This window comes from Maribacter sp. ACAM166, assembly GCF_005771495.1.
In the GTDB taxonomy this organism is placed as follows: domain Bacteria; phylum Bacteroidota; class Bacteroidia; order Flavobacteriales; family Flavobacteriaceae; genus Maribacter.
In genome coordinates this window covers 92,893-112,758 of sequence record NZ_VAUW01000013.1, presented here as the reverse complement: position 1 = coordinate 112,758, position 19,866 = coordinate 92,893, and the positions used below count along the sequence as shown (strand labels likewise).

General features: G+C 36.6%; 15 protein-coding genes. 4 read left to right on the top strand and 11 right to left on the bottom strand.

What is annotated here, in order from left to right; genetic code table 11:
- Positions 1-240: 240 nt before the first annotated feature.
- From ES765_RS11160 to ES765_RS11130, 7 genes are all read right to left on the bottom strand, one after another.
- A complete protein-coding gene (locus ES765_RS11160) occupies positions 241-1,185 on the bottom strand; it encodes a 2-hydroxyacid dehydrogenase (RefSeq protein WP_138114321.1) in 945 nt (314 codons plus the stop codon).
- Between the two features lie 11 nt (positions 1,186-1,196).
- Positions 1,197-1,562: a cupin domain-containing protein gene (locus ES765_RS11155; RefSeq protein ID WP_138114319.1), complete on the bottom strand. Its 366-nt coding sequence runs from the start codon at positions 1,560-1,562 to the stop codon at positions 1,197-1,199.
- Between the two features lie 137 nt (positions 1,563-1,699).
- Positions 1,700-3,052 carry a magnesium transporter gene (gene mgtE, locus ES765_RS11150; protein ID WP_138114316.1) on the bottom strand — a complete coding sequence of 451 codons (1,353 nt, stop codon included), beginning with the start codon at positions 3,050-3,052 and terminating at the stop codon, positions 1,700-1,702.
- Positions 3,039-3,899, bottom strand: coding sequence for a 16S rRNA (adenine(1518)-N(6)/adenine(1519)-N(6))-dimethyltransferase RsmA (rsmA, locus tag ES765_RS11145; protein WP_138114313.1), 861 nt, complete (start codon positions 3,897-3,899; stop codon positions 3,039-3,041). Before rsmA ends, mgtE begins: the two co-directional genes overlap by 14 nt.
- A gap of 21 nt (positions 3,900-3,920) precedes the next feature.
- On the bottom strand, positions 3,921-4,553 hold the full coding sequence (locus ES765_RS22690; protein WP_138114310.1) for a DUF4286 family protein: 633 nt from the start codon (positions 4,551-4,553) through the stop codon (positions 3,921-3,923).
- Between the two features lie 89 nt (positions 4,554-4,642).
- A complete protein-coding gene (locus ES765_RS11135) occupies positions 4,643-6,430 on the bottom strand; it encodes a tetratricopeptide repeat protein (protein ID WP_138114308.1) in 1,788 nt (595 codons plus the stop codon).
- Positions 6,431-7,017: 587 nt separating this feature from the next.
- On the bottom strand, positions 7,018-9,033 hold the full coding sequence (locus tag ES765_RS11130; protein WP_171017287.1) for a family 20 glycosylhydrolase: 2,016 nt from the start codon (positions 9,031-9,033) through the stop codon (positions 7,018-7,020).
- A 276-nt stretch (positions 9,034-9,309) separates the two neighbouring features.
- Here ES765_RS11130 and ES765_RS11125 point away from each other — a divergent pair, with 276 nt between their 5' ends.
- Positions 9,310-9,555, top strand: a complete 246-nt coding sequence (locus ES765_RS11125; RefSeq protein ID WP_138114302.1) for a hypothetical protein — start codon at positions 9,310-9,312, stop codon at positions 9,553-9,555.
- A gap of 602 nt (positions 9,556-10,157) precedes the next feature.
- Here the strand turns inward: ES765_RS11125 and ES765_RS11120 are convergent.
- Both ES765_RS11120 and serS read right to left on the bottom strand, forming a co-directional pair.
- Positions 10,158-10,346 (bottom strand): hypothetical protein, encoded by a 189-nt coding sequence (locus ES765_RS11120; protein ID WP_138114299.1) that lies wholly within the window; start codon positions 10,344-10,346, stop codon positions 10,158-10,160.
- Between the two features lie 1,021 nt (positions 10,347-11,367).
- The gene (serS, locus tag ES765_RS11115) at positions 11,368-12,639 is read right to left on the bottom strand and encodes a serine--tRNA ligase (RefSeq protein ID WP_138114296.1); all 1,272 of its coding nucleotides are present in this window, start codon (positions 12,637-12,639) and stop codon (positions 11,368-11,370) included.
- A gap of 79 nt (positions 12,640-12,718) precedes the next feature.
- Here serS and ES765_RS11110 point away from each other — a divergent pair, with 79 nt between their 5' ends.
- A complete protein-coding gene (locus tag ES765_RS11110) occupies positions 12,719-13,099 on the top strand; it encodes a VOC family protein (RefSeq protein ID WP_138114293.1) in 381 nt (126 codons plus the stop codon).
- A 5-nt stretch (positions 13,100-13,104) separates the two neighbouring features.
- On the opposite strand, the gene ES765_RS11105 is transcribed toward ES765_RS11110, so the two are convergent.
- Both ES765_RS11105 and ES765_RS11100 read right to left on the bottom strand, forming a co-directional pair.
- On the bottom strand, positions 13,105-14,436 hold the full coding sequence (locus ES765_RS11105) for an HTTM domain-containing protein (RefSeq protein ID WP_138114290.1): 1,332 nt from the start codon (positions 14,434-14,436) through the stop codon (positions 13,105-13,107).
- Between the two features lies 1 nt (position 14,437).
- Positions 14,438-15,364: a bifunctional riboflavin kinase/FAD synthetase gene (locus tag ES765_RS11100; protein WP_138114287.1), complete on the bottom strand. Its 927-nt coding sequence runs from the start codon at positions 15,362-15,364 to the stop codon at positions 14,438-14,440.
- 53 nt (positions 15,365-15,417) lie between these two features.
- On the opposite strand from ES765_RS11100, the gene ES765_RS11095 reads away from it, so the two are divergent.
- Positions 15,418-19,182 (top strand): reprolysin-like metallopeptidase, encoded by a 3,765-nt coding sequence (locus ES765_RS11095; RefSeq protein ID WP_138114284.1) that lies wholly within the window; start codon positions 15,418-15,420, stop codon positions 19,180-19,182.
- Positions 19,179-19,865, top strand: a complete 687-nt coding sequence (locus ES765_RS11090) for a hypothetical protein (RefSeq protein ID WP_249356329.1) — start codon at positions 19,179-19,181, stop codon at positions 19,863-19,865. Before ES765_RS11095 ends, ES765_RS11090 begins: the two co-directional genes overlap by 4 nt.
- Position 19,866: the final 1 nt, after the last annotated feature.

Genomic DNA, 19,866 nt, shown 5'->3' with positions numbered 1-19,866 from the left:
ACTGAAAGCTATGGCAAAATACAAATGGTACTTATCAAATCTGGTCGCTTTTATAAGACTCAACCTTTTTGTTAAGGTAGACCTCCAAAAATGGCTCGACCACCCTTTTCAAGACCATCCGCCGCCTAAACAAAATATCGTACAGGGGGTTCTATTCTGAAAAAAACCAAAACGGTAGCTTTAGGTCAATGAAAACAGTAAAGTTATTCATTCTTGAAAACGTTTAGGACAGGATTGGTATTAAACTATAAATTTAGCTTTAATTTTATCGACTACAGTTTGTGCTAATTTTATCTTGCTTTCTACAGTCCAACCGGCTACGTGCGGTGAAAGTATGACCTGATCTGAGTGTATTAAATACTTAAAAGCATCGGGTAGATTATCCTCTGAAAACATATTTTCGAAAGAAGCTTTTTCATATTCCAAAACATCCAATCCCGCTCCTAGTACTATGCCAGATTTCAAGGCTTGAACCAAATCTATTGTTTGAATGCATTTACCCCTTGCAGTATTCAAAATCCAAATGGGCTTCTGGAATTTTTCTAAAAAATCAGTATGAATCATGCCGACTGTATGTTCTGTTTGTGGTACATGTAGGCTCAATACATCTGTACGACTTTGCAGTTCTAATATGCCAACCTGACGAGCATTCTCATCTTCAACGCCGCCTTGTATGTCATAACAAATAACTTCATTCACATCAAATCCCTTTAGTTTTTTGGCAAAGGCCTTACCCATATTTCCATACCCAATAATACCAACGACCTTACCTTCTAATTCGATGCCCCTATTGCCCTCGCGATCCCATTTGCCACTTCTTACTTCACGGTCTGCTTTGTTTAATTTATTAAATAGGGATAATAACATACCCAGTGCATGCTCACCTACAGCATTTCGATTTCCTTCTGGTGCTGCGGCAAGAAATATACCTAGTGATTTGGCGTATTTGATATCAATATTTTCTAGACCGGCGCCTAAGCGACCAATAAACTTAAGGTTCTTTGCCTTCTCCAAAAATTGGGAGTCGATAGTAAATCTACTTCGGATAATCAGGCCGTCATAGTTTTCAATTTTGTTTTCAATTTCTTGTTTTGACGAGGTATAATCTTCATCATTCTGAAAACCCAATTCACTGAATTGTTCAATTATTAAAGGGTGGTTAATATCGACATGTAATACTTTCATTTTCTGGGTAATTATAGTTTAGGATAAACGGTTTGGGTTTTTTCATGTTCGACAGAACCAGTGTGTAAGGTCGTTAACTTTTCGAATAACAAAACATGTACGACCTCGCTATTTTTAGTGATGGGGCAATGTTCAACACCTTTAGGTACTATTATAATTTCACCTTCATTCACTACTTCGGTTCGGTCTCGAAATTGCATATATAAAATGCCTTTAACTACTTGAAAAAGTTCGTCCTCATTTTTATGTGCATGCCAGACAAATTCACCTTTTATTTTGGCCAATAAGACCTGCATATTATCTACAACACCAATTTGATGTGGATGCCAATAGGCATCAACCAACTCATATTTTTCTTTAAGGTTTATGCTTTTCATTATTTTTATTTATAACCTAAAAACCATAGTATATGTCAAAAGCTAGACTATCACTTTGAATTGCTTATCGATTTGTTTTATTCCCCAAATGAAGATACGTAAAGTGATAGAATTCTAAAAACAGGATTGCTTGTTTATTAGATTCCTAAAATGAGCTTTGCTATTGAAAAGTAAATCAGGATTCCGAAAATGTCGTTACTTGTAGTGATAAATGGTCCGGTTGCTATTGCAGGGTCTATACCACGTTTATGAAGAAATAACGGTACGAAAGTGCCAATAAAGCCTGCTACAACAATCACAGCAATAAGTGATATGGAAATTGCCAATGAGGTTAAAAAGTCACCTTTCCATACCCATGTAAAAACCAACAATAAACATGATAAAATAAAGCCATTCAATAAGGCCAGTAACATTTCCTTTATCAAACGTTTACCTATGCTGCCTTTAATATCGTCATTTGCCAAACCTTGTACAATAATGGCGCTAGATTGAACACCTACGTTACCAGCCATCGCTGCAATTAAAGGCGTGAATAAGAATAAAACGGTATACTCACGAAACATTTCTTCAAAACCGCCCATGATTACGGCTGCTGCCGCACCTCCAAAAAGTCCTAAAATTAACCATGGTAAACGTGCGCGTGTAAGGTCCCAAATACTGGCATCGGCCTCAACATCTTTTGATATACCTGCCGCCATTTGGTAATCACGCTCAGCTTCTTCCTTGATAACATCAATAATGTCGTCAATAGTAATGCGCCCGACAAGTCTTCCTATTTCATCAATTACAGGTATCGCTTCCAGGTCATACTTGCTCATAATCCTAGCAACCTCTTCAGGGTTTTCATTGACATTAACAGCATCTACGTTTTTAATAAAAACATCCTTTATGTGCGTTTTGGTAGAAGTAGTTAATAAATCCTTTAAAGATAACCGTCCTTTAAGCTTGTCTTCAGCGTCTACTACATATATGGAATGAACACGGGTTACATTTTCCGCTTGTGCCCGCATTTCCTTAACACAGGTTAACACGTTCCAATTCTCGTTCACTTTCACGAGCTCCTTTGCCATAAGTCCTCCAGCAGAATTTTCTGCATAACGCAAAAGGTCTACAATATCTTTGGCGTGTTTCCTGTCCTTAATTTTAGAGATAACCTCTTGTACCTGTTCCTTTGGTAGCTCACCAATAATATCTGCAGCATCATCGGTATCAAGTTCTCCAAGTTCACTTGCAATTTCTTTTGAAGAAAGATTGCCTAATATGGCTTCACGTACATCCTCATCTAATTCTGTAAGAATATCTGAGGTTTTGTCGCTATCTAATAATTTAATCAGATAAGTAGCTTCATCATCATCTAGCTCATTGATGATTTCAGCAATATCCGCATAATGGACATCTTGAAACAAGGTAGTGAGTTCAGCATTATTTTGATTCTCAATATGCTGTTCTATATCTTTTACAAGTTCTTCTGTAAGTTTAAAGGGTTTCATCTGCTATCTTCTTCGTCAATGCTATAAAATCTGTTACGGACAGTTGTTCCGGTCGTTGGTCAAATATAGTATCTTCTTTGAGAACATCAGATAGGTCAAACGTTTTTAAACTGTTGCGTAACGTCTTTCTACGCTGGTTAAAAGCAGTTTTTACTACCCTTCTGAATAATTGCTCGTCACAAGGAAGTTGAAAGTTGGTTTTACGAGTAAGTCGCAATACACCCGATTGTACTTTTGGTGGTGGGTCGAATACTTCGGGCTGTACGGTAAAAAGATATTCCGCATCATAGAAGGCTTGAGCTAAAACGGATAGGATTCCATATGTTTTACTACCTTCTTTTGCACAAATTCGTTGCGCCACCTCTTTTTGAAACATACCCGAAAATTCAGGAATCTGATTTCGTAGTTCCAGCATTTTGAATACAATCTGGGTAGAAATATTATAGGGAAAGTTACCTGTAATCCCAAATTGTTCGTTGCCAAACAAAGTTTGTAGGTCATAATTTAAAAAATCGGCTTCAATGACTTTAAAAGAACCTTCTCCCTCCAATACCGTATGATGCTCTATAGGAAATGTGTCATTAAGGTAAATTATAGATTCTGGGTCTAAGTCCATCGCAACCAAATTGATATCTCGAGATAGCAGATATTTGGTTAGCACTCCTGTACCTGATCCTATTTCAATAACATTCTTGTAGTCTTTTTGTAAAAGCGTATCGGCAATTTGTTTGGCGATATCTTCATCTTTCAAAAAATGTTGACCGAGATATTTCTTTGCTTTTACGGGGCCTTTGCCGTAATGCTTGTTATGCATATATTTATCTCCTTTATTCTTTTCCGTACCCATACTATCTTTTTAAAGCCAAGCTTATTTTGAAATATACACCCATGCATTTTTACCAGAGCTAAGTTGAATCTGAATGCGTTGATATGCTTCGCCTTCGTAAACATCTGCCTTATGCAGTTCTTGGTTAGAAAGGGTGTAAACTTGCCCTTTTATTGTATCGTCTTCTTTCCCGGTATGCTGCACTGTAGGATATAAATCTGCTATTTTTTTATCAGCAATCATATACTTGCGTAGCTCATCTTCAAAACCCACTAAAGGTCTAGAGAAGACACCTAATTGTACCTCTGTCTCTTGTAACGTTCCGTAGGTGAACATATAATGAGTTGCGGTTGCCCGTTGAACAAAATACTCATCAATGACTTCTAATTCTGTTTTAAAGGAAACTAATTTACTTCCGAAATTTTTCTGAACATTTTCTATTAATCTAGGAGCGTCCTCTTCGTAATAGCGCTTCAAAGTGGCTTTGTCCATCACGGTATATTGTATGGAATAGGTAACACCTCCCATATCCTCTTCTACCAAAACTTTCGAGAATTTTGCACTTAAAAATTTGCCTGTAGAGAGTACTTCTGGAATGTGGATTTCTTTCATCCATTTTACCCAAGCATGATGGGAAGCTTCTTCAATATTGGTGGTAATGTTGTATATATACATGTGTGTAATTCTAGTTCAAGGTTAAGATTTTATATCAAATTAAAAGTTAATTTGACATGGCCTGAAAATTAAGTTATTTGAATAATTTTTTAATTAATAGCATCTCCCCTTAAAATTCTAAAGTTCTTTCTTGCTTGAGGGAAATAGTAACTGTCTTGGTAGTTATAGATGATAGTTTCATAATGCTCTTTAGCTTTCGACGGATTATCGAAGACTTTCCTGTACAATTCTGCTATTGCAAAATGGGCATCATCTGCCAAGATACTTTTGCTGTAAAACGTAATTATTTTTTCATAATTGAATTGAGCTTCCTTATATTTTTTCTGTGACTCAAATAACTGCGCTTGTTTCAACAAAGCTTCATCTTCTATTTTTTCGCCTTTGTGGTTTTCAATAATATCGTTCAAGGCAGTTATGGCATCTTCGGTATTGTTCTGATACGCAAGAAAATCTGCTCTTGCATATTTCTTTAAGGCGGTTTGGGTTGAATCTTCCAATGAATTATCAGAAATTAATAAACTCAATTGCATGGCGTCATTTGCTATCAATTGTGAAGTTGAACTTCGTAGTACCTTTAACTGGGTTAAGGCCCAATCAAAATCTCCCTTATAAAAACTGGTCTGGGCAACCTTGTAACGGGCTTCTTGCCCTAGAACATCATTTTTTAATTTTTGCTGTATCTGTGAAAAATAAATAAGTGCTTCATTAAACTTTTTGTCATACACTAAAATATCGCCTAAAGCTAATTTTAAATATGCTGTTCCTCGTAGGTTAAGAGGTAGGTCAAGACTGTTTTTCAAAAGTCTTTCTGCAGGCTCAGGTTGATTCTTTTTAAACGTTAGAAAATTTGCATAGGCTACCTGAAGTTGTAACGTATGTGTTTTATATCCGTAAAAATCTATGAGTTCTTCGTATTTTTTTTGAATAGCATCTAACTGGCTTCCCGATGAGGTTATAAGGTGAATGTCTATTAAGTTTAGTTCCGCATCCAATTTGGTAACTTCATTGCTCGTATTTTCGATGATATATAGATAAATATCTTTCGCTACTTCATATTCCTCATCTTGAAGGACAAAATCCCCTAAATTTTCTAATCGTATGGTATAGCTGCCCTCAATACGTTTAAAAATGGCTTTTTCTTGCCTAAAGGCACTGCTAAATTGTTTTTGCTGTACGAAGAGCCAACTGAGTAGTTCGTTCCAAATGATATTGGGATTTTTTTGTGCCCGTTCAAGCAATACTTTCTTTAAAATAATATTATTGGTATCCTCAGGATTTTCGGTTATAAAATCATCGATACTTCTAAGAATATTCGACTTGGAGGTCTTACCATCGCTAAGCAAATTGAGATAGGCGTTATACATAGCTTCAACGTTGCCTTTTTCTCCATAAATACGCGCCAATGGATAGTTGTAATCTAACCCGGGATTCAATTGCATAGCATTTTCGAATGCCTTGATTGCTAGGTCTAACAAGCTGTATTTTTGAAATTGGAGTCCGATAGCATAGCCATAATTCGGATTTTTTTGAATGACGCCCAAAGCTTTTTCGTAATTGGTTTGGGCCATTTCCTTCTGTTCTTGAAGTGTATGGTTATACCCTAAATCAACGAACAAAGTAGGGTAGGGGTTTTTGTCTTCTAATTTGTCTCTAAGGAAATCACCTGCCTCTTCGTAGCGTTCTAATTGCTGATAGCATGCTACTAAATCTTGTACGTATGCTGTTCTACGGGGATTTTTCTCTACCAATTTCTCATAGAATACCACGGCCTTTTCAAAATCACCATCAGCAAAATATTGTTTCGCCAAAAAATCATCTTGCGCCCAGGCAAAAGTTGCCATCGATATATACGAAACAAAAAAAAGAAGATTACGCATATTCAAAGATACGTAGAATGCTATAAGGTGATGTTAAGTAGATCGCAACAACTTATGTAAACTGACTATTGCGTACTTGCAAGTTGCTTGTGTGAATCGTCACAATTTGGTATTCGTTTTGAAAGTACGGAAATAGAATGCTTTAGACCTTTACCGTGGTAAATTCGTTTTTTTTAATTCTTGAGAGTTTAGTTGCTGACTGTTTTGGTGAAATACAATAAATAACCCCTTTAACGACCAAGGGTGAGATATTTAATCGCGTCTTTGAATTCTGGATTCAGTTTATCAAGGTGCTGCTCCATAATCACCCGCCTGCAACAGACCAATCCCCATAGTTATGAAAAGTGACCACCGATGGGGTGTAATTAAAATCTGTAATCATGCTCGGTCATATTGACCGCAGGAAAGCTTTGTTATTATAACTAGTTTTTCTATCACCTTTATCCGATATAACATTTGATTATCAAGCTCCTGAGAGTCACTACAATTTCAAAGGTATAAATAGGATGTCTAGTAATGATTCCAGATCACACTCAGTGTTTCAGTAACTAATGAACCAATCATAGTAATATAATGTAGTTTAAATATCAATCCTCTCGAATTGAAAATAATAACCCATCCATATCCAGCGGAATGAATGTAAACATCCAATTCTGGAATTCTGTCTTATAGGGAATTTTTACAAAAATTTTGTTCCATCCTTTTTTAAGATGTAGACTAGTTGGCTTTCTTAGCCAATAAAGTTCTTCATTCGCCCAAGGAGTTTCTTGCTCAATAGGTAAACCCCATCCTTGTTGCCGTGTTGTTTTCCAGCCGGGATTCTGCCACTTTGGACCAGCTATCTGCGTTCCATTTATAGATATCATTCCGCCATTGGCATCCAACTCACCGTTTTTTGGAATTCCTGAATATACCCGGTTTGAGCGTGCTGGCGTTTCGAAATTAATCCATGCGTTAATGACCTTTTCCGTATCACTGTACACATATGTTCGAGCATACACTGTTTGACCAGGCTCTGATTCGGAAAAATACCCAGTATTCACCCACCGCTGTTTCATTATAAGCGTATTACCAGTTGCTGGAATCCATGCTAAAGTTTGATTCTTATACAAATAGGTTTCACTTTTTTGATTCATCAAAGTATTGTCTCCATCATTCCCGTTAAATGGCCCTATTAGTTGCCAATGTTTATCATTTTGGGAAAAATATTGGAATGGCTCATCCTTGAAGTACCGATGTTTGTGCGCTAGTAAATACTGCTCGAAGGTTTTAAAATATGCTCCTGCCTCTGTACTAATGGGTGGGACTTGAAATCTATACTTCGCAGGCGATGATGTAATATCAGCCGTCCACGTAGACCAAGCATATGTTAATAATGATGAGTAAACAGGATTCTGCTGGTAAACATCATTTTCATTGTGAACATTAACATCTGGCCATAAACATATTATCCCACCAAGTATTTTATTTTTTGAATCTGCTCCTATAGGTTTAAATAGCAACCGATTAATTTGGGTCATTGGTTCACCTGCATTAATGTAACTCAACCTAGAATCTATTTCTTCAAAATCACCTTGAACAGCATCGGCCGAACCCCAAGTTTGTCTGATGACACTTTTTTTAGCTTCTAGCCCTGGTGACCATATCATCACTTTTCGATTATCGCCTTCAACTATCGACACCATTTTCGTGATAAATTCCTCTGGATTCTTAATATGCGTTTCATCCGAACCAATGTGGATGATAGGAGCAAGTTCTTTTGGAATTTCTTTAAAGAATTCATTTAGTATATTCTCTAAAACCTTCATTCCTTCTGGCGATTCCATTGAATATCCCAAAGTCTTAGTAAAAGAGTCACTATGTCCAGGCATATCAATTTCAGGTATTACGGAGATTTTCTTTTTATTCGCATACAAAATCAGTTCTCGAATCTCATTGTAAGTATAATATTTGCCGGGATCTCTTGTGACCAAATGGTTTTCAAAAGCAACAAGTTGAGGGTACTTAACGCTTTCTATGCGCCATGCTGGATCATCGGTAAGGTGCCAATGAAATGTATTCATTTTGTACTTTGCCATTATATCGAGCTGTTTTTTCAGTAAGGCAATACTTTGAAAATTACGCCCAACATCGATCATGAATCCTCTTATTGGATATGCCGGTTCGTCTCGAATCTTGCACGGTTGAATTTTGCGAGAATTGTTATCGATTTCTATTAGCTGCCGCAGTGTTTGAAGCGCATAAAAATTACCCGTTTCCGTCGATGACGAAATATGAATTCCTTCTTTCGTAATATCCAGTTCATAACCTTCTTCAGGAATCTCTTGATTGAAGGAGAATTTTAATTGAAAATCGGCATCATCAATTAATTGAATTCCGCTTTCTGCACAGATATCTTTCAGCTCATCATTTAAAAGACTGGTAAAAAGTTTAGAAGGTTTTACTTGAAGATTATTAATGTTCAATTGTTCTTTTCCCCATTGAACATTTTGTGGAAAGGGAATCAATTTTACACGAGCATTCTTTAACTCCTCTGAGGAGAATTTAGATTGAAAAATCGCATTGTCGTCTCCTTTTGCTGTAGCGTTAAAATCCTGTGCCACAGTACTCGTTGTTATTATAAGGAAGAGGAGTGTAAAATTTTTTATTTTCTGTAATCTTACTAAGAACATGATTTGAATATTAAATGTTTCTTAGAATGTCAAAGCTAAAAGTAGTGCGGGAGCAAAAATGCGATTACTTTCAGCTATATATCTAGCAAAACAGTTTATTTTGTTTTTTTGTCTCAAAGCAAAATAAACTGATTTTGCGGACTTTATAAATATAGATAAATTTTAGAATTAAACAGCAAAAGGGGGCTTATGTAGATACGGTAGAGATTGAGAGAAAGAAGATGTTATTATTTGGCACGGTCTCTATATCCACGGGGTGGTAAAGTAGATAAGTCAGCCAAGGTCGTTGTGTTTCCACGAAATAAGGTAGGGCAGTATCCTAGAGGTCTCACGAGTACGAAAGAACCGAACATTAAATCAAGTCAGGATTCGTATGCGAATGTTGCATTTAAACTCGCAGATTTAAACTTACATGTGGATGAAAAGGGAAGCTATGGTTCAGGCATAAATTGAGCATAAGAATCTCTTATTTGAATTTGCTTGAGTTAGGTATTGAATTGTTTCATTAATCAATAAACACCAAGTAGTTAATTTTCCTTCTTTAATCTATTTTTTGGAATCAGAATCTTCACCTTTTATTGCAGGAACTTATTAATCATATTTTGTGAAATATTATATTTCTTTATACCTGCTGATATTTTTTTTGGATTTTCGTTAAGGCAGATAGATTATACCATATTTTGACATATCCTTATCGATACTTGTTTGTTCCTGATATTCTTTTCATTACAGAAACCTCAAAATGCGTTTCTATAAAACACGTTCTAAATGATGCTTCCTATATCCTGAATTGAGATGTATTTTTCATTCTGATTTCCATAAGTGTAGCTCAATTATGGTATTATGAGATTAGAACCTTTGCAAGGTTTTGGTAATTTGAAAGGTGAAAAAATCTTTCCTTATTTTTTCTTCAGAAACAGTTTTGGCAGTATTAATTTGTCATACTTTATAGTTTTTAATGCTTTTTTACATAAGTATTTAAAAGGCTATTTAGATTTCCTAAATAGCCTTTTAGTTCTTTGTTATGTACTCCTTTTTCCGTTATGGATAGGAAGTTATTCGTTCTTTTGGTCATCTCCTGGTCTTGGAGACTTGAATACGTCCATCCCCTCTTTTCTATGTTTCACCACTTGTTCATTGATAAATTCTCGGAACTCCCTGTTACTCTGACCATCTTGTTTGGAGAATTCAGCTACTGTTTTGGCTATCCCTCTTGACTTTGTATTCAAGTATGTTGTACTCATATATAATTGTTTTAATTGTTAATCGGCAGTTTACAGGTTTAAGAATGAAACCTTATTAATACTGTCTTAAAATCCACAGATTAACTTAACAATCGGCATGCTCTTTTAAGATTCTTACTTAAAGATTCACTTCTTCAAAACTAGTAAAGACAGCAAATGAGATACATATGACATTATTGTTTTTTTCATAAATACCGAATACAAATAGTCCACAAAAGGGGAGCAGCATTAATTCAATTTCATGCTCAATTATGACTAAATATTTATAGCAAACTTGTTATAGGTATTTATGTTGTCGAATTTGTGCATTTATAGAAGCTAATTACAGACTATCCGGTAAACGAATTTTCTGCCAAAAGCCTTAAAGATTACTTTTCTCTATTGTGTCTATTAAGGAAAATTGGGCAAGCGTAAAATAAACAGTAAGATTAATACTGTCAAATTTTATTTTGAAAAGGTAGAACATAGGTGATAAATATTTTTTTGATATACCAAGGCCTAAAAACCGGTTACTTTACCCAAAGTGCTAAGTAAAAAAGAAGTATTTCGTTAGTTTGCGTAAGTAAACAACCTAAAACACCTTAGATCTTCTGAAATACGGTCCATTAAATTGAACCGTATAGATAGTTGTCGAATGGTGGCGCATGTAGCAGAAGGGCAAGTGAAAAAAGCATAAAATGGTGCCACTACCCGTTTAAGTAATACCCAAGCTAAGGTAATAGTATACACAATTAAGCCTAAGGCATATTTATTGGAAGGCCAATGCGTTGGGCTGTAGGCTAAAGGGAGTGTTCAGGAAATCTTTAGACTGTCATGAAAATACGCGCATACCTAAAAGTATTTGCTTCATAGCTACGCTATCGGTCTGTTGGAGTCCAGTACAGATATGAGGTTTATTCACAAGTGGTTGAGGCATGACTCTACAAAGACTACTCAGGTGTAGACAAAAGTTACACCCGAAGTCTTGCGAATATTGAAAGTCTACTAGATTTGTTGTCGTGGCCTCGAGAACGCCAAATAATTAATTAATCAAGTCAAATCCACAATACGGCACCAATACCTCTGGTACCCTAATACCGTCTGGAGTTTGATAATTTTCTAATATGCCAGCCAATACCCGAGGTAAGGCTAAAGAGCTACCATTTAAAGTATGCGCCAATTGACTTTTTCCGTTTTCGTCTTTAAATCTTAATTTTAGTCTATTGGCCTGGTAGGTCTCAAAATTGGAAATAGAACTAATTTCAAGCCAACGATCCTGAGCGGTAGAAAACACTTCAAAATCAAAGGTTAGGGCTGCCGTGAAGCCTAAATCACCACCACATAGACGTAGAATACGGTAGGGGAGCTTTAGGTCTCTTAAAATGCCTTTTACATGTTCTACCATGTCGTCTAAAGCTTCATAAGATTTAGTTGGGTGCTCTACGCGTACAATCTCCACCTTATCAAACTGGTGTAAACGGTTTAAGCCACGTACATGTGCGCCATAGCTACCAGCTTCACGCCTAAAACAAGGTGTATAGCCCGTGTAGGTGACTGGAAAATCACTTTCGTTTAAGATAACATCCCTAAAAATATTGGTTACGGGCACTTCTGCAGTAGGTATTAAATAGAGGTCGTCTTCGGTAACATGGTACATTTGACCTTCTTTATCAGGTAACTGCCCCGTTCCATAGCCAGATAGTTCGTTCACTAAATGGGGAACCTGTATTTCCGTGTATCCTGCTTCAGTATTTTTATCTAAAAAGTAATTTATTAATGCTCGTTGTAAACGGGCACCTTTTCCTTTGTATACAGGAAAGCCTGCCCCTGCAATTTTAACTCCTAATTCAAAATCTATAATATCATACTTTTTTGCCAACTCCCAATGCGGTAGTGCAGTGGCCTCTAAAGTAGGAATTTTACCTTCTTTAAATACCTCTTCATTATCTTCTTCACTACTGCCTTTACGCACAGAAATATGGGGAGCATTAGGTATTTGGTACAATAAGCTTTGAAGTTCTTCTGCTGCTGTATTCAAATCTTCACCCAATTGTTTGGACTCCTCTTTTAAATTGACCGTTCGCTCTTTTAAAACAGTTGCTTCTTGCGCCTTACCTGTTTTGTATAATACACCAATTTCTTTGGAAAGGGTGTTGGATTCTGCCAAAACATTATCCAATTGCGTTTGGGTGGTTCGTCTTTTTTCATCCAATAGAAGAACATTGTTTAAGAGAGTTTCGGCGTCAATATTTCTTTTTCCAAGGGCTAGAATAATTTCTTCCTTATGTTCACGTATGGTCTGTAATTGTAACATTTTAGGTTGTATTTGGCTGTAAATTTACGTTAATCTTAGATTTAAATTAGATACTTTTATGGTCTAATCATCGATTAAAATGACTTTTGAACACTTTGCATTAAATGTTGCTGATATTAATGGGGTAGTCAATTGGTACTGTAGCCATTTAGGACTAACAATAGCAAACCAGCAGAAAGAATCTCCGTTTATGACTTTTTTGGCCGATAGTACAGGTCGGGTCGTAATTGAATTCTATAAACGTGAAGACGCATTAGCTGAAGATTTTAGGGAAAGGCACCCGTTAACGTTCCATGTAGCTTTTGTTTCTGAAAATGCAGAAAAGGACAAACAACGATTGCTCAAGGCTGGGGCTAGTTTTTTTGAAGAAGTTTTAAAGGAAGATAGTAGTCATTTGGTAATGTTACGTGACCCTTGGGGTATGCCGCTTCAACTATGCCAGCGTGCCGTTAAATTCTAGTAAAATCATTTATTGCTCGGCTTCAAATTTGAAGGTAGAATCCATGTATGATGCTGTAGTGGTTTCCAAGATGCTGAGGCTAAATCTATTTTGGAGTCTAAAAAGGGAACATATGGCTTGCCATTAATGCTCACTTTGGAGTTTTCTATAAACACGGAAACGTTTTTGTCTTTTTTTCGGAATTCCATTCTTAAATACTGAGCAAATTGCCATGCGAAATCTGGGTATGTAAATACTTTACGTTCTTGGCCAGGAGTTAGATAGTCTTTTGGTTTTATCTCAAACACTTCGTGAGTAGTATTGTCAACTACCTTAAAGTTCCCTTTCCCTATTCGGCTTCGCAACATCATTCTCCAGCTCATTCGGTGCCCTTCTTCCGTCCATAAAACATCATCTTCAATGGCAAAATGTCGTACAGGTAAGAGTAGTTGAATACTAAAATATAGTGCTGCCCCTAAAAGTAAACTGTTTTTATAATTAGGGAAAATAAGTTTGGTTGAGGCAAATGGTTTTTTTGATTTAAAAAATATACTGCGAATGGTTTCAGGGTCAAAAAAGAACACACTGAACGCTAGTGCCAAATAAGGAAAAATACCTATCTGAAAGATAATAGAATTGAATAGATGAAAAAAGATGGATAATATTAAGGCGGCCTTACGAGTTGGTTTCCAGAGTAATGCGGGTATTATGAGTAAGTCGAAAAGTATACCTGCCGTTCCTATAATGGTATGTACCCAAGGTTGTTGCAATAGTTCGCCAACCAAAATATAATCCTTTCTAGGCTGCATCAATATGTTAATCATGCTAAAATTTAGCCAATCGCCATAAATTTTGGCGACTGATGCATATACATAAACGATAAATAGTTGAAGAACAATTGCCCATTTTATATAACTGTACATTGAATCTGTTTCAAGTTGCGAATTCAATTTTACATCAATCGATTTACCTTTCTGAGCCGGAAAAAAACACATTAAAAAGGAAATTAAAATAAGCAAGTAATAATGATTATTATAGGCGGTTTTTTGCATTAAGTAAGTGGCGGTCCATAAGAGTGTAAATGTTATTATACTGACCCTATATTTAAAGCCAAAGGCGATGAACAGTCCCAAAATTCCCATAGTAATAAAATAAAAATACATGCCCGAACCGGGTAAGGGATGAAGCCAGTCAAAGTCAATAAAAGGAAAGTTATATTTGGGATCTATGAGGTTTCTTTTTACCCAACCTGTGGCAATAGCACCAAAACACTCGAGTGAAATAAGAATACCGAAGAAAATACGGAAAATGATTAATGGGCTATTATCTATCTGCTGAAATAATAACCTGTTCAACATGTTATCGTTGAATATATTTAAGTGAATTTTCCTTGTCCCTGCCCAATTGAACTTTTAAAGCATCTACCGATTCAAATTTGTGTTCGTCACGTAATCGGGCTATAATAGCTACTTGTATTTTTTTTTCATATAAGTCAGCATCAAAATTAAAGAAATTGATTTCTATAGATTTCTCGGTGCCACTTACAGTAGGGTTGTACCCAATATTCATCATTCCATAAACCGTTTTTCCGTCTAAAGTACTTTTAACAGTATAGGCACCATTTTTAGGTATTAATTTATAGTTCTCTGCAATTGATAGATTCGCTGTAGGGTAGCCTAATTGCTTGCCAATTCCCTTTCCTCGAACAATTACACCGGTAAGCATATATTCATAACCTAAATAGCTGTTGGCCGTTTGAACATCTCCTTCTTCTAATGCTTTTCTGATTTTGGTAGAACTTACAGAAACATCGTCGATTTCTTGAGCGGGTATTTCGTCTACCGTAAAATCTAGGGCAGTACCAAATGCTATCAAATCTGTTATATTGGCATTTCTATTTCGACCAAATCTATGGTCATAACCAATAATAATCTTTTCTATATTTAAGGTGTTGACCAAAATATCACGCACGAATGCTGTGGCAGATAGCCTAGAAAAGTCTTTTGTAAACGGATGAATAATTAAAACATCGAGGCCTAGTCCTTCTAAAATGATGATTTTTTCATCAATGGTATTCAAAAGTTTGATGTCTGCATCCTTTTGTAAAACCATTCTAGGATGTGGGAAGAAAGTTAGTACTGAAGATTTAAGTTCTGTACCCTTGGCATGATGTATGATTTTATCAAGTATTTTCCGATGACCTATATGCACTCCGTCAAAAGTACCGATAGTAATGACGGTGGGATATTCTTCGTTGTATTTGGAAATGTTGCGTACTGTGATCACCTATGATAGAAAATAAAAAGACTTATATTTGATTCTGAGATAAAAGCCCCTTAATGGTTGCAAAATTACGCCTAGTTTTTTCAATTACCATAGTATTTCTTTCCTTTTCCGGTGTGGCTCAAAGTACATATTGGAAAAATACGGAATTAAATGCACTCGGTAAACAATTTTCCAAGCAACGTCTACAGGTTGAAAAAGGAAAGGCCTTTATCTTGAATAAAGAACAATTTCTTGAAGCCCTTTCAGTAAAAGGAGATACTAAGATAATTTATTTTCCAAATGAGCAGGGCAATCAGATTCCATTTCTAATAGAAGATGCACATCTTTTTTCTAAAAAACTAGCAGAAAAATATCCTTCTATTAAATCGTATAAAGGATCAGCACTACATGATGTCGCAATTCAAGTGCGTTTTAGTGTATCACATAAAGGGGTTCAAAGTATGTTTAATAAAGTAGGCGAAAAGGGCGCCTTGTTTATGCAGAAAGCGGCAGATGATAGCTATGTTTTGTATAGAAGAACAGAGCAAAAGAAGCGTGATTTAGATTTTATCTGTAGAACGATGCCAAGTGTGATGGAGTATTCCCAGAATAGAACGGCAAAGTTGGTTGATGATCAAACCCTGAGAACTTTTAGGGTTGCCATTTCAGCATCTGGCGAATATACTCAATTTCATGGAGGAGCAAAAGCAGATGCACTTGCCGCAATCAACGCCACTTTAACGAGAGTAAATGGTGTTTTTGAACGTGATTTGGCAATCAACCTCGAATTAATTGACACTACTGATTTTGTGATTTATACAGATCCTGAAAATGACCCTTACACAGGTAGTTTAAGCTCACAAGTTCAAAACACGCTTACGAGTGTTATCGGTGAAGCAAATTATGATATTGGGCATCTGTTCAATCAACAGGATAATACGTTGGATGGAAATTCTGGTTTTATAGGTGCTGTATGTAAAGACGGTAGAAAGGGTAGTGCATACACTACATTATCTTCACCCACAGGAGATGCGTTCGATATTGATTTGGTAGCCCATGAAATGGGACATCAATTTGGGGCAAACCATTCGTTTTCGCATATATCAGAAGGCACGACCGTACAAGTAGAGCCAGCTAGTGGCACCACTATAATGGGCTATGCTGGTATAACGGGGGATAACAATGTGGCCGATAATAGTGATGATTATTTCCATTATGTAAGTGTGGTGCAGATTAGAGATTATTTGAAAACGGTTTCTTGTGGGCAATCTCAAGTGTTGACTAATACGCCGCCTACGATAACATCGTTGTTAGATTATAACGTACCAATAGCAACCGCTTTCGTCTTAGATGGTGAAGCAAATGATGTCGACACCTTCAATATTCTTAGTTATACTTGGGATCAAATTGATAATGGTGTAGTAACTCAGGCAACGTTCGGACCCAGTAATCCGGCAGGTGCTAATTTTAGATCGTTCCCGCCAAGCCTAACGCCATACCGGTATTTTCCAAACTTGAACCGTATTTTAAACGGAGAATTGACTCAAACCCAACCCACAACAGGTGATTCATGGGAGACGGTTTCAAATATTGGTCGTAGCATGAACTTTTCATTAACCGTTCGTGACAATGCTTTAAATGGAGGTCAATCGATTTCAGACGAGTTACGAGTATCCGTAATAAATGAAGCGGGTCCTTTTATTGTAACCACACAAAGTAACCCAGAATCATTTGTTGCCGGAACAATACAAACTATATCTTGGGACGTGGCTAAAACAAATCTAGCTCCAATCGGTGCAGAAACAGTTTCTATATTTCTGTCTACAGATGGTGGACTCACGTATCCTACTGCAGTAGCAGAAAATATATTGAATGATGGTAGTCAAAGTATTATTGTACCAAGTATTGATACCAGTACTGGTCGTATTATGGTAAAGGCTGATGAAAATATTTTCTTTGCAGTCAATGCTGCCAGTTTTACCATCACCCCATCAGAAATAGTATTAAATTTTGAGGAAGTAGAATTTGATGTATGCAAGCCTAACGATATTAGTATTCCTTTTAAGTATGAAACGTACTTGGGGTTTGATGAGGAAAGTACATTTAGTGCACTTTCCTTACCAAGTGGATTAACTGCATTGTTTACCCCAACGACAGCTACATCAACAGATACTCCGGTTGTTCTTGATTTTCAAGGTATATCCAATTTAGCCGTGGGCATTTATCCAATTCGGGTCTTGGCTAGTGCGGCAACCGTTTCGAAAGAAATTACACTGCAGTTAAGGGTCTACGATACTACTTTTGATGTTGTACAGTTAACGGCTCCTGTAGACGGGTTCGAGGATGCTTCTAAAGATCTGGTTTTACAATGGAATGACCAAATCGGAAATACGTCATATGATGTAGAAATCGCTACAGATGTCAGTTTTACCACAATTGTAGAAATTGCTAACGTTAACACCAATGCATACCCGCCTTCCCTATTAAATAATAATAGTCAATATTTCTGGAGGGTTAAGCCGAAAAATGATTGTGGGGAGGGTGTTTTTAGTAGTCCCTTTAGTTTTTCCACGATAGAGTTCAATTGTACCACCAAGGATGCAACTGGGTTGCCTATTTTAATTTCTAGTAGCGGTACACCAATCGTGAGTTCTAAAATTATATTTTATGAGGATTTGCCGGTGGCTGATATAAATGTAATCATAGATCTCGAGCATACCTTTTTAGCAGATTTGGTTATAAGTCTTACGTCACCATCCGGTACAACCGTAACCTTGGTTTCAAGTTCATGTGGAGAATCACGTAATATAATCGCCACTTTTGATGATGACAGCCCCTTGTTTAATTGCGCTATTAATCCAGGTATAAGTGGTGAGGTCAAGCCATTAGGTAGCTTAAGTTCTTTTAATGGTGAATCAATATTAGGAGAATGGATATTAAAAATTGAGGATAATGCTCCTTCTGATGGGGGGCGTTTGAAGAATTTCTCTCTTGAAGTTTGTGTGGAAGGTGATTTTAGACCCGACACAGATAAAGATGGTGTTTTTGATGATGGAGATGACCTGTGTCTTGATACCCCAGTGGGGCAAGAAGTTAATGCCTCTGGCTGCCCTATTTATCGATTCCCCAGTGAAAACTTTAGTGTGAGTATAGAAAGTGAAACCTGTCGAGCTAATAATGATGGTGCATTATTATTGACACCTAAGCTTGTTTTAGATTATCAAGTTACGGTTACTGGTAATGGTGTTGACCTTACTCAAAATTTTTCAAATTCCTTTAATTTGGCGAATTTAGCTTCGGGTATGTATTCGCTTTGCATTAGGGGTACCGATGGCTTGATTACGTATGAAGAATATTGTGTCGAAATTCAGATAACGGAACCTTTACCACTTAATGTTACCTCTAAAATAGGCTTAGATGGTAGTCAAATATCACTTTTATTAGATGGGTCATCTCTATATACGATTGAGCTTAATGGTATTTCAGTGCAGACTGAGGTAGCGAATGTTGTTTTAGATTTAGAAAAAGGACTGAATACGTTAAAGGTATTTACTACTATTCCCTGTCAAGGTGTTTATGAAGAGCAAGTCGTCTTTTTTGAAGAACCAATCGTATTTCCAAACCCGGTTAGGGATATTGCTCATGTATATTTTGGACCTACGCAAGAAAATGTTGAGGTACGTATATTTAGTGCAGATGGTAGATGGATTTCAAGTTCGACAATTGCGCCACAAGAAGGAAAAATAGAGATAGATTTTAGTTCGATGTCTACAGGTATCTACTACATACAATATGCAGGTGAGACAATAAAGGGAACCTCAAAAGTAATTAAAGAATGATACGCTCACTATCTTTAGGTATATGTTTAGGTATAGCCTTTATGGGCTGTAAAAAGAAAAGCGATTCTAAGCCGCCCGAAGCTGTACAATTAATTTTCCCCAATCAAAATTCTGAGTGTACTACTGGTCAGAGTTTAGGAAAGGAAACCAGTCAGGTCGAATTTAATTGGTCTGCAGCTAATAACACCAAAACATACGAACTTAGGGTCACCAACACTACTAGTGGTGCCGTACAGACTATAGTTTCTTCAAATACGACGGCAAAATTACCATTGGCAAAAGGAGAGCAGTTTTCGTGGTTGGTGCGTTCAAGAAATAGTGAAGTAGAACAGACCGTTTCTAGTGAGATTTGGAATTTTTATAATGCGGGTTCTAGGACTACCTTTGCTCCATTTCCGGCAACGATAGTAAGTCCGGCATCATCAGAAAATGTATTTAAGGATATCAATAATGAGGTAACGTTATCTTGGTCAGCATCTGATTTAGATGAAGATATTGTACGTTATGATGTATATTTCTCTGTTGAGACTCCACCAGTCGATTTGATACGAGCGCTTCAACCAGCCATAAAAAGTATAAAAGTATCGGTCACTTCAGATACGATGTATTATTGGAGTGTTGTCGTAATAGATGCTGAAGGGAACAAATCTAACTCAGGAATATATAATTTTAAAGTGTTGTAAT

Excerpts from the sequence above, each read along its gene's own strand:
- ES765_RS11160 (WP_138114321.1), bottom strand. The coding sequence starts at position 1,185 with ATGAAAGTATTACATGTCGATATTAACCACCCTTTAATAATTGAACAA.
- ES765_RS11155 (WP_138114319.1), bottom strand. The coding sequence starts at position 1,562 with ATGAAAAGCATAAACCTTAAAGAAAAATATGAGTTGGTTGATGCCTAT.
- mgtE (WP_138114316.1), bottom strand. The coding sequence starts at position 3,052 with ATGAAACCCTTTAAACTTACAGAAGAACTTGTAAAAGATATAGAACAG.
- rsmA (WP_138114313.1), bottom strand. The coding sequence starts at position 3,899 with ATGGGTACGGAAAAGAATAAAGGAGATAAATATATGCATAACAAGCAT.
- ES765_RS22690 (WP_138114310.1), bottom strand. The coding sequence starts at position 4,553 with ATGTATATATACAACATTACCACCAATATTGAAGAAGCTTCCCATCAT.
- ES765_RS11135 (WP_138114308.1), bottom strand. The coding sequence starts at position 6,430 with ATGCGTAATCTTCTTTTTTTTGTTTCGTATATATCGATGGCAACTTTT.
- ES765_RS11120 (WP_138114299.1), bottom strand. The coding sequence starts at position 10,346 with ATGAGTACAACATACTTGAATACAAAGTCAAGAGGGATAGCCAAAACA.
- serS (WP_138114296.1), bottom strand. The coding sequence starts at position 12,639 with ATGTTACAATTACAGACCATACGTGAACATAAGGAAGAAATTATTCTA.
- ES765_RS11110 (WP_138114293.1), top strand. The coding sequence starts at position 12,719 with ATGACTTTTGAACACTTTGCATTAAATGTTGCTGATATTAATGGGGTA.
- ES765_RS11105 (WP_138114290.1), bottom strand. The coding sequence starts at position 14,436 with ATGTTGAACAGGTTATTATTTCAGCAGATAGATAATAGCCCATTAATC.
- ES765_RS11095 (WP_138114284.1), top strand. The coding sequence starts at position 15,418 with ATGGTTGCAAAATTACGCCTAGTTTTTTCAATTACCATAGTATTTCTT.
- ES765_RS11090 (WP_249356329.1), top strand. The coding sequence starts at position 19,179 with ATGATACGCTCACTATCTTTAGGTATATGTTTAGGTATAGCCTTTATG.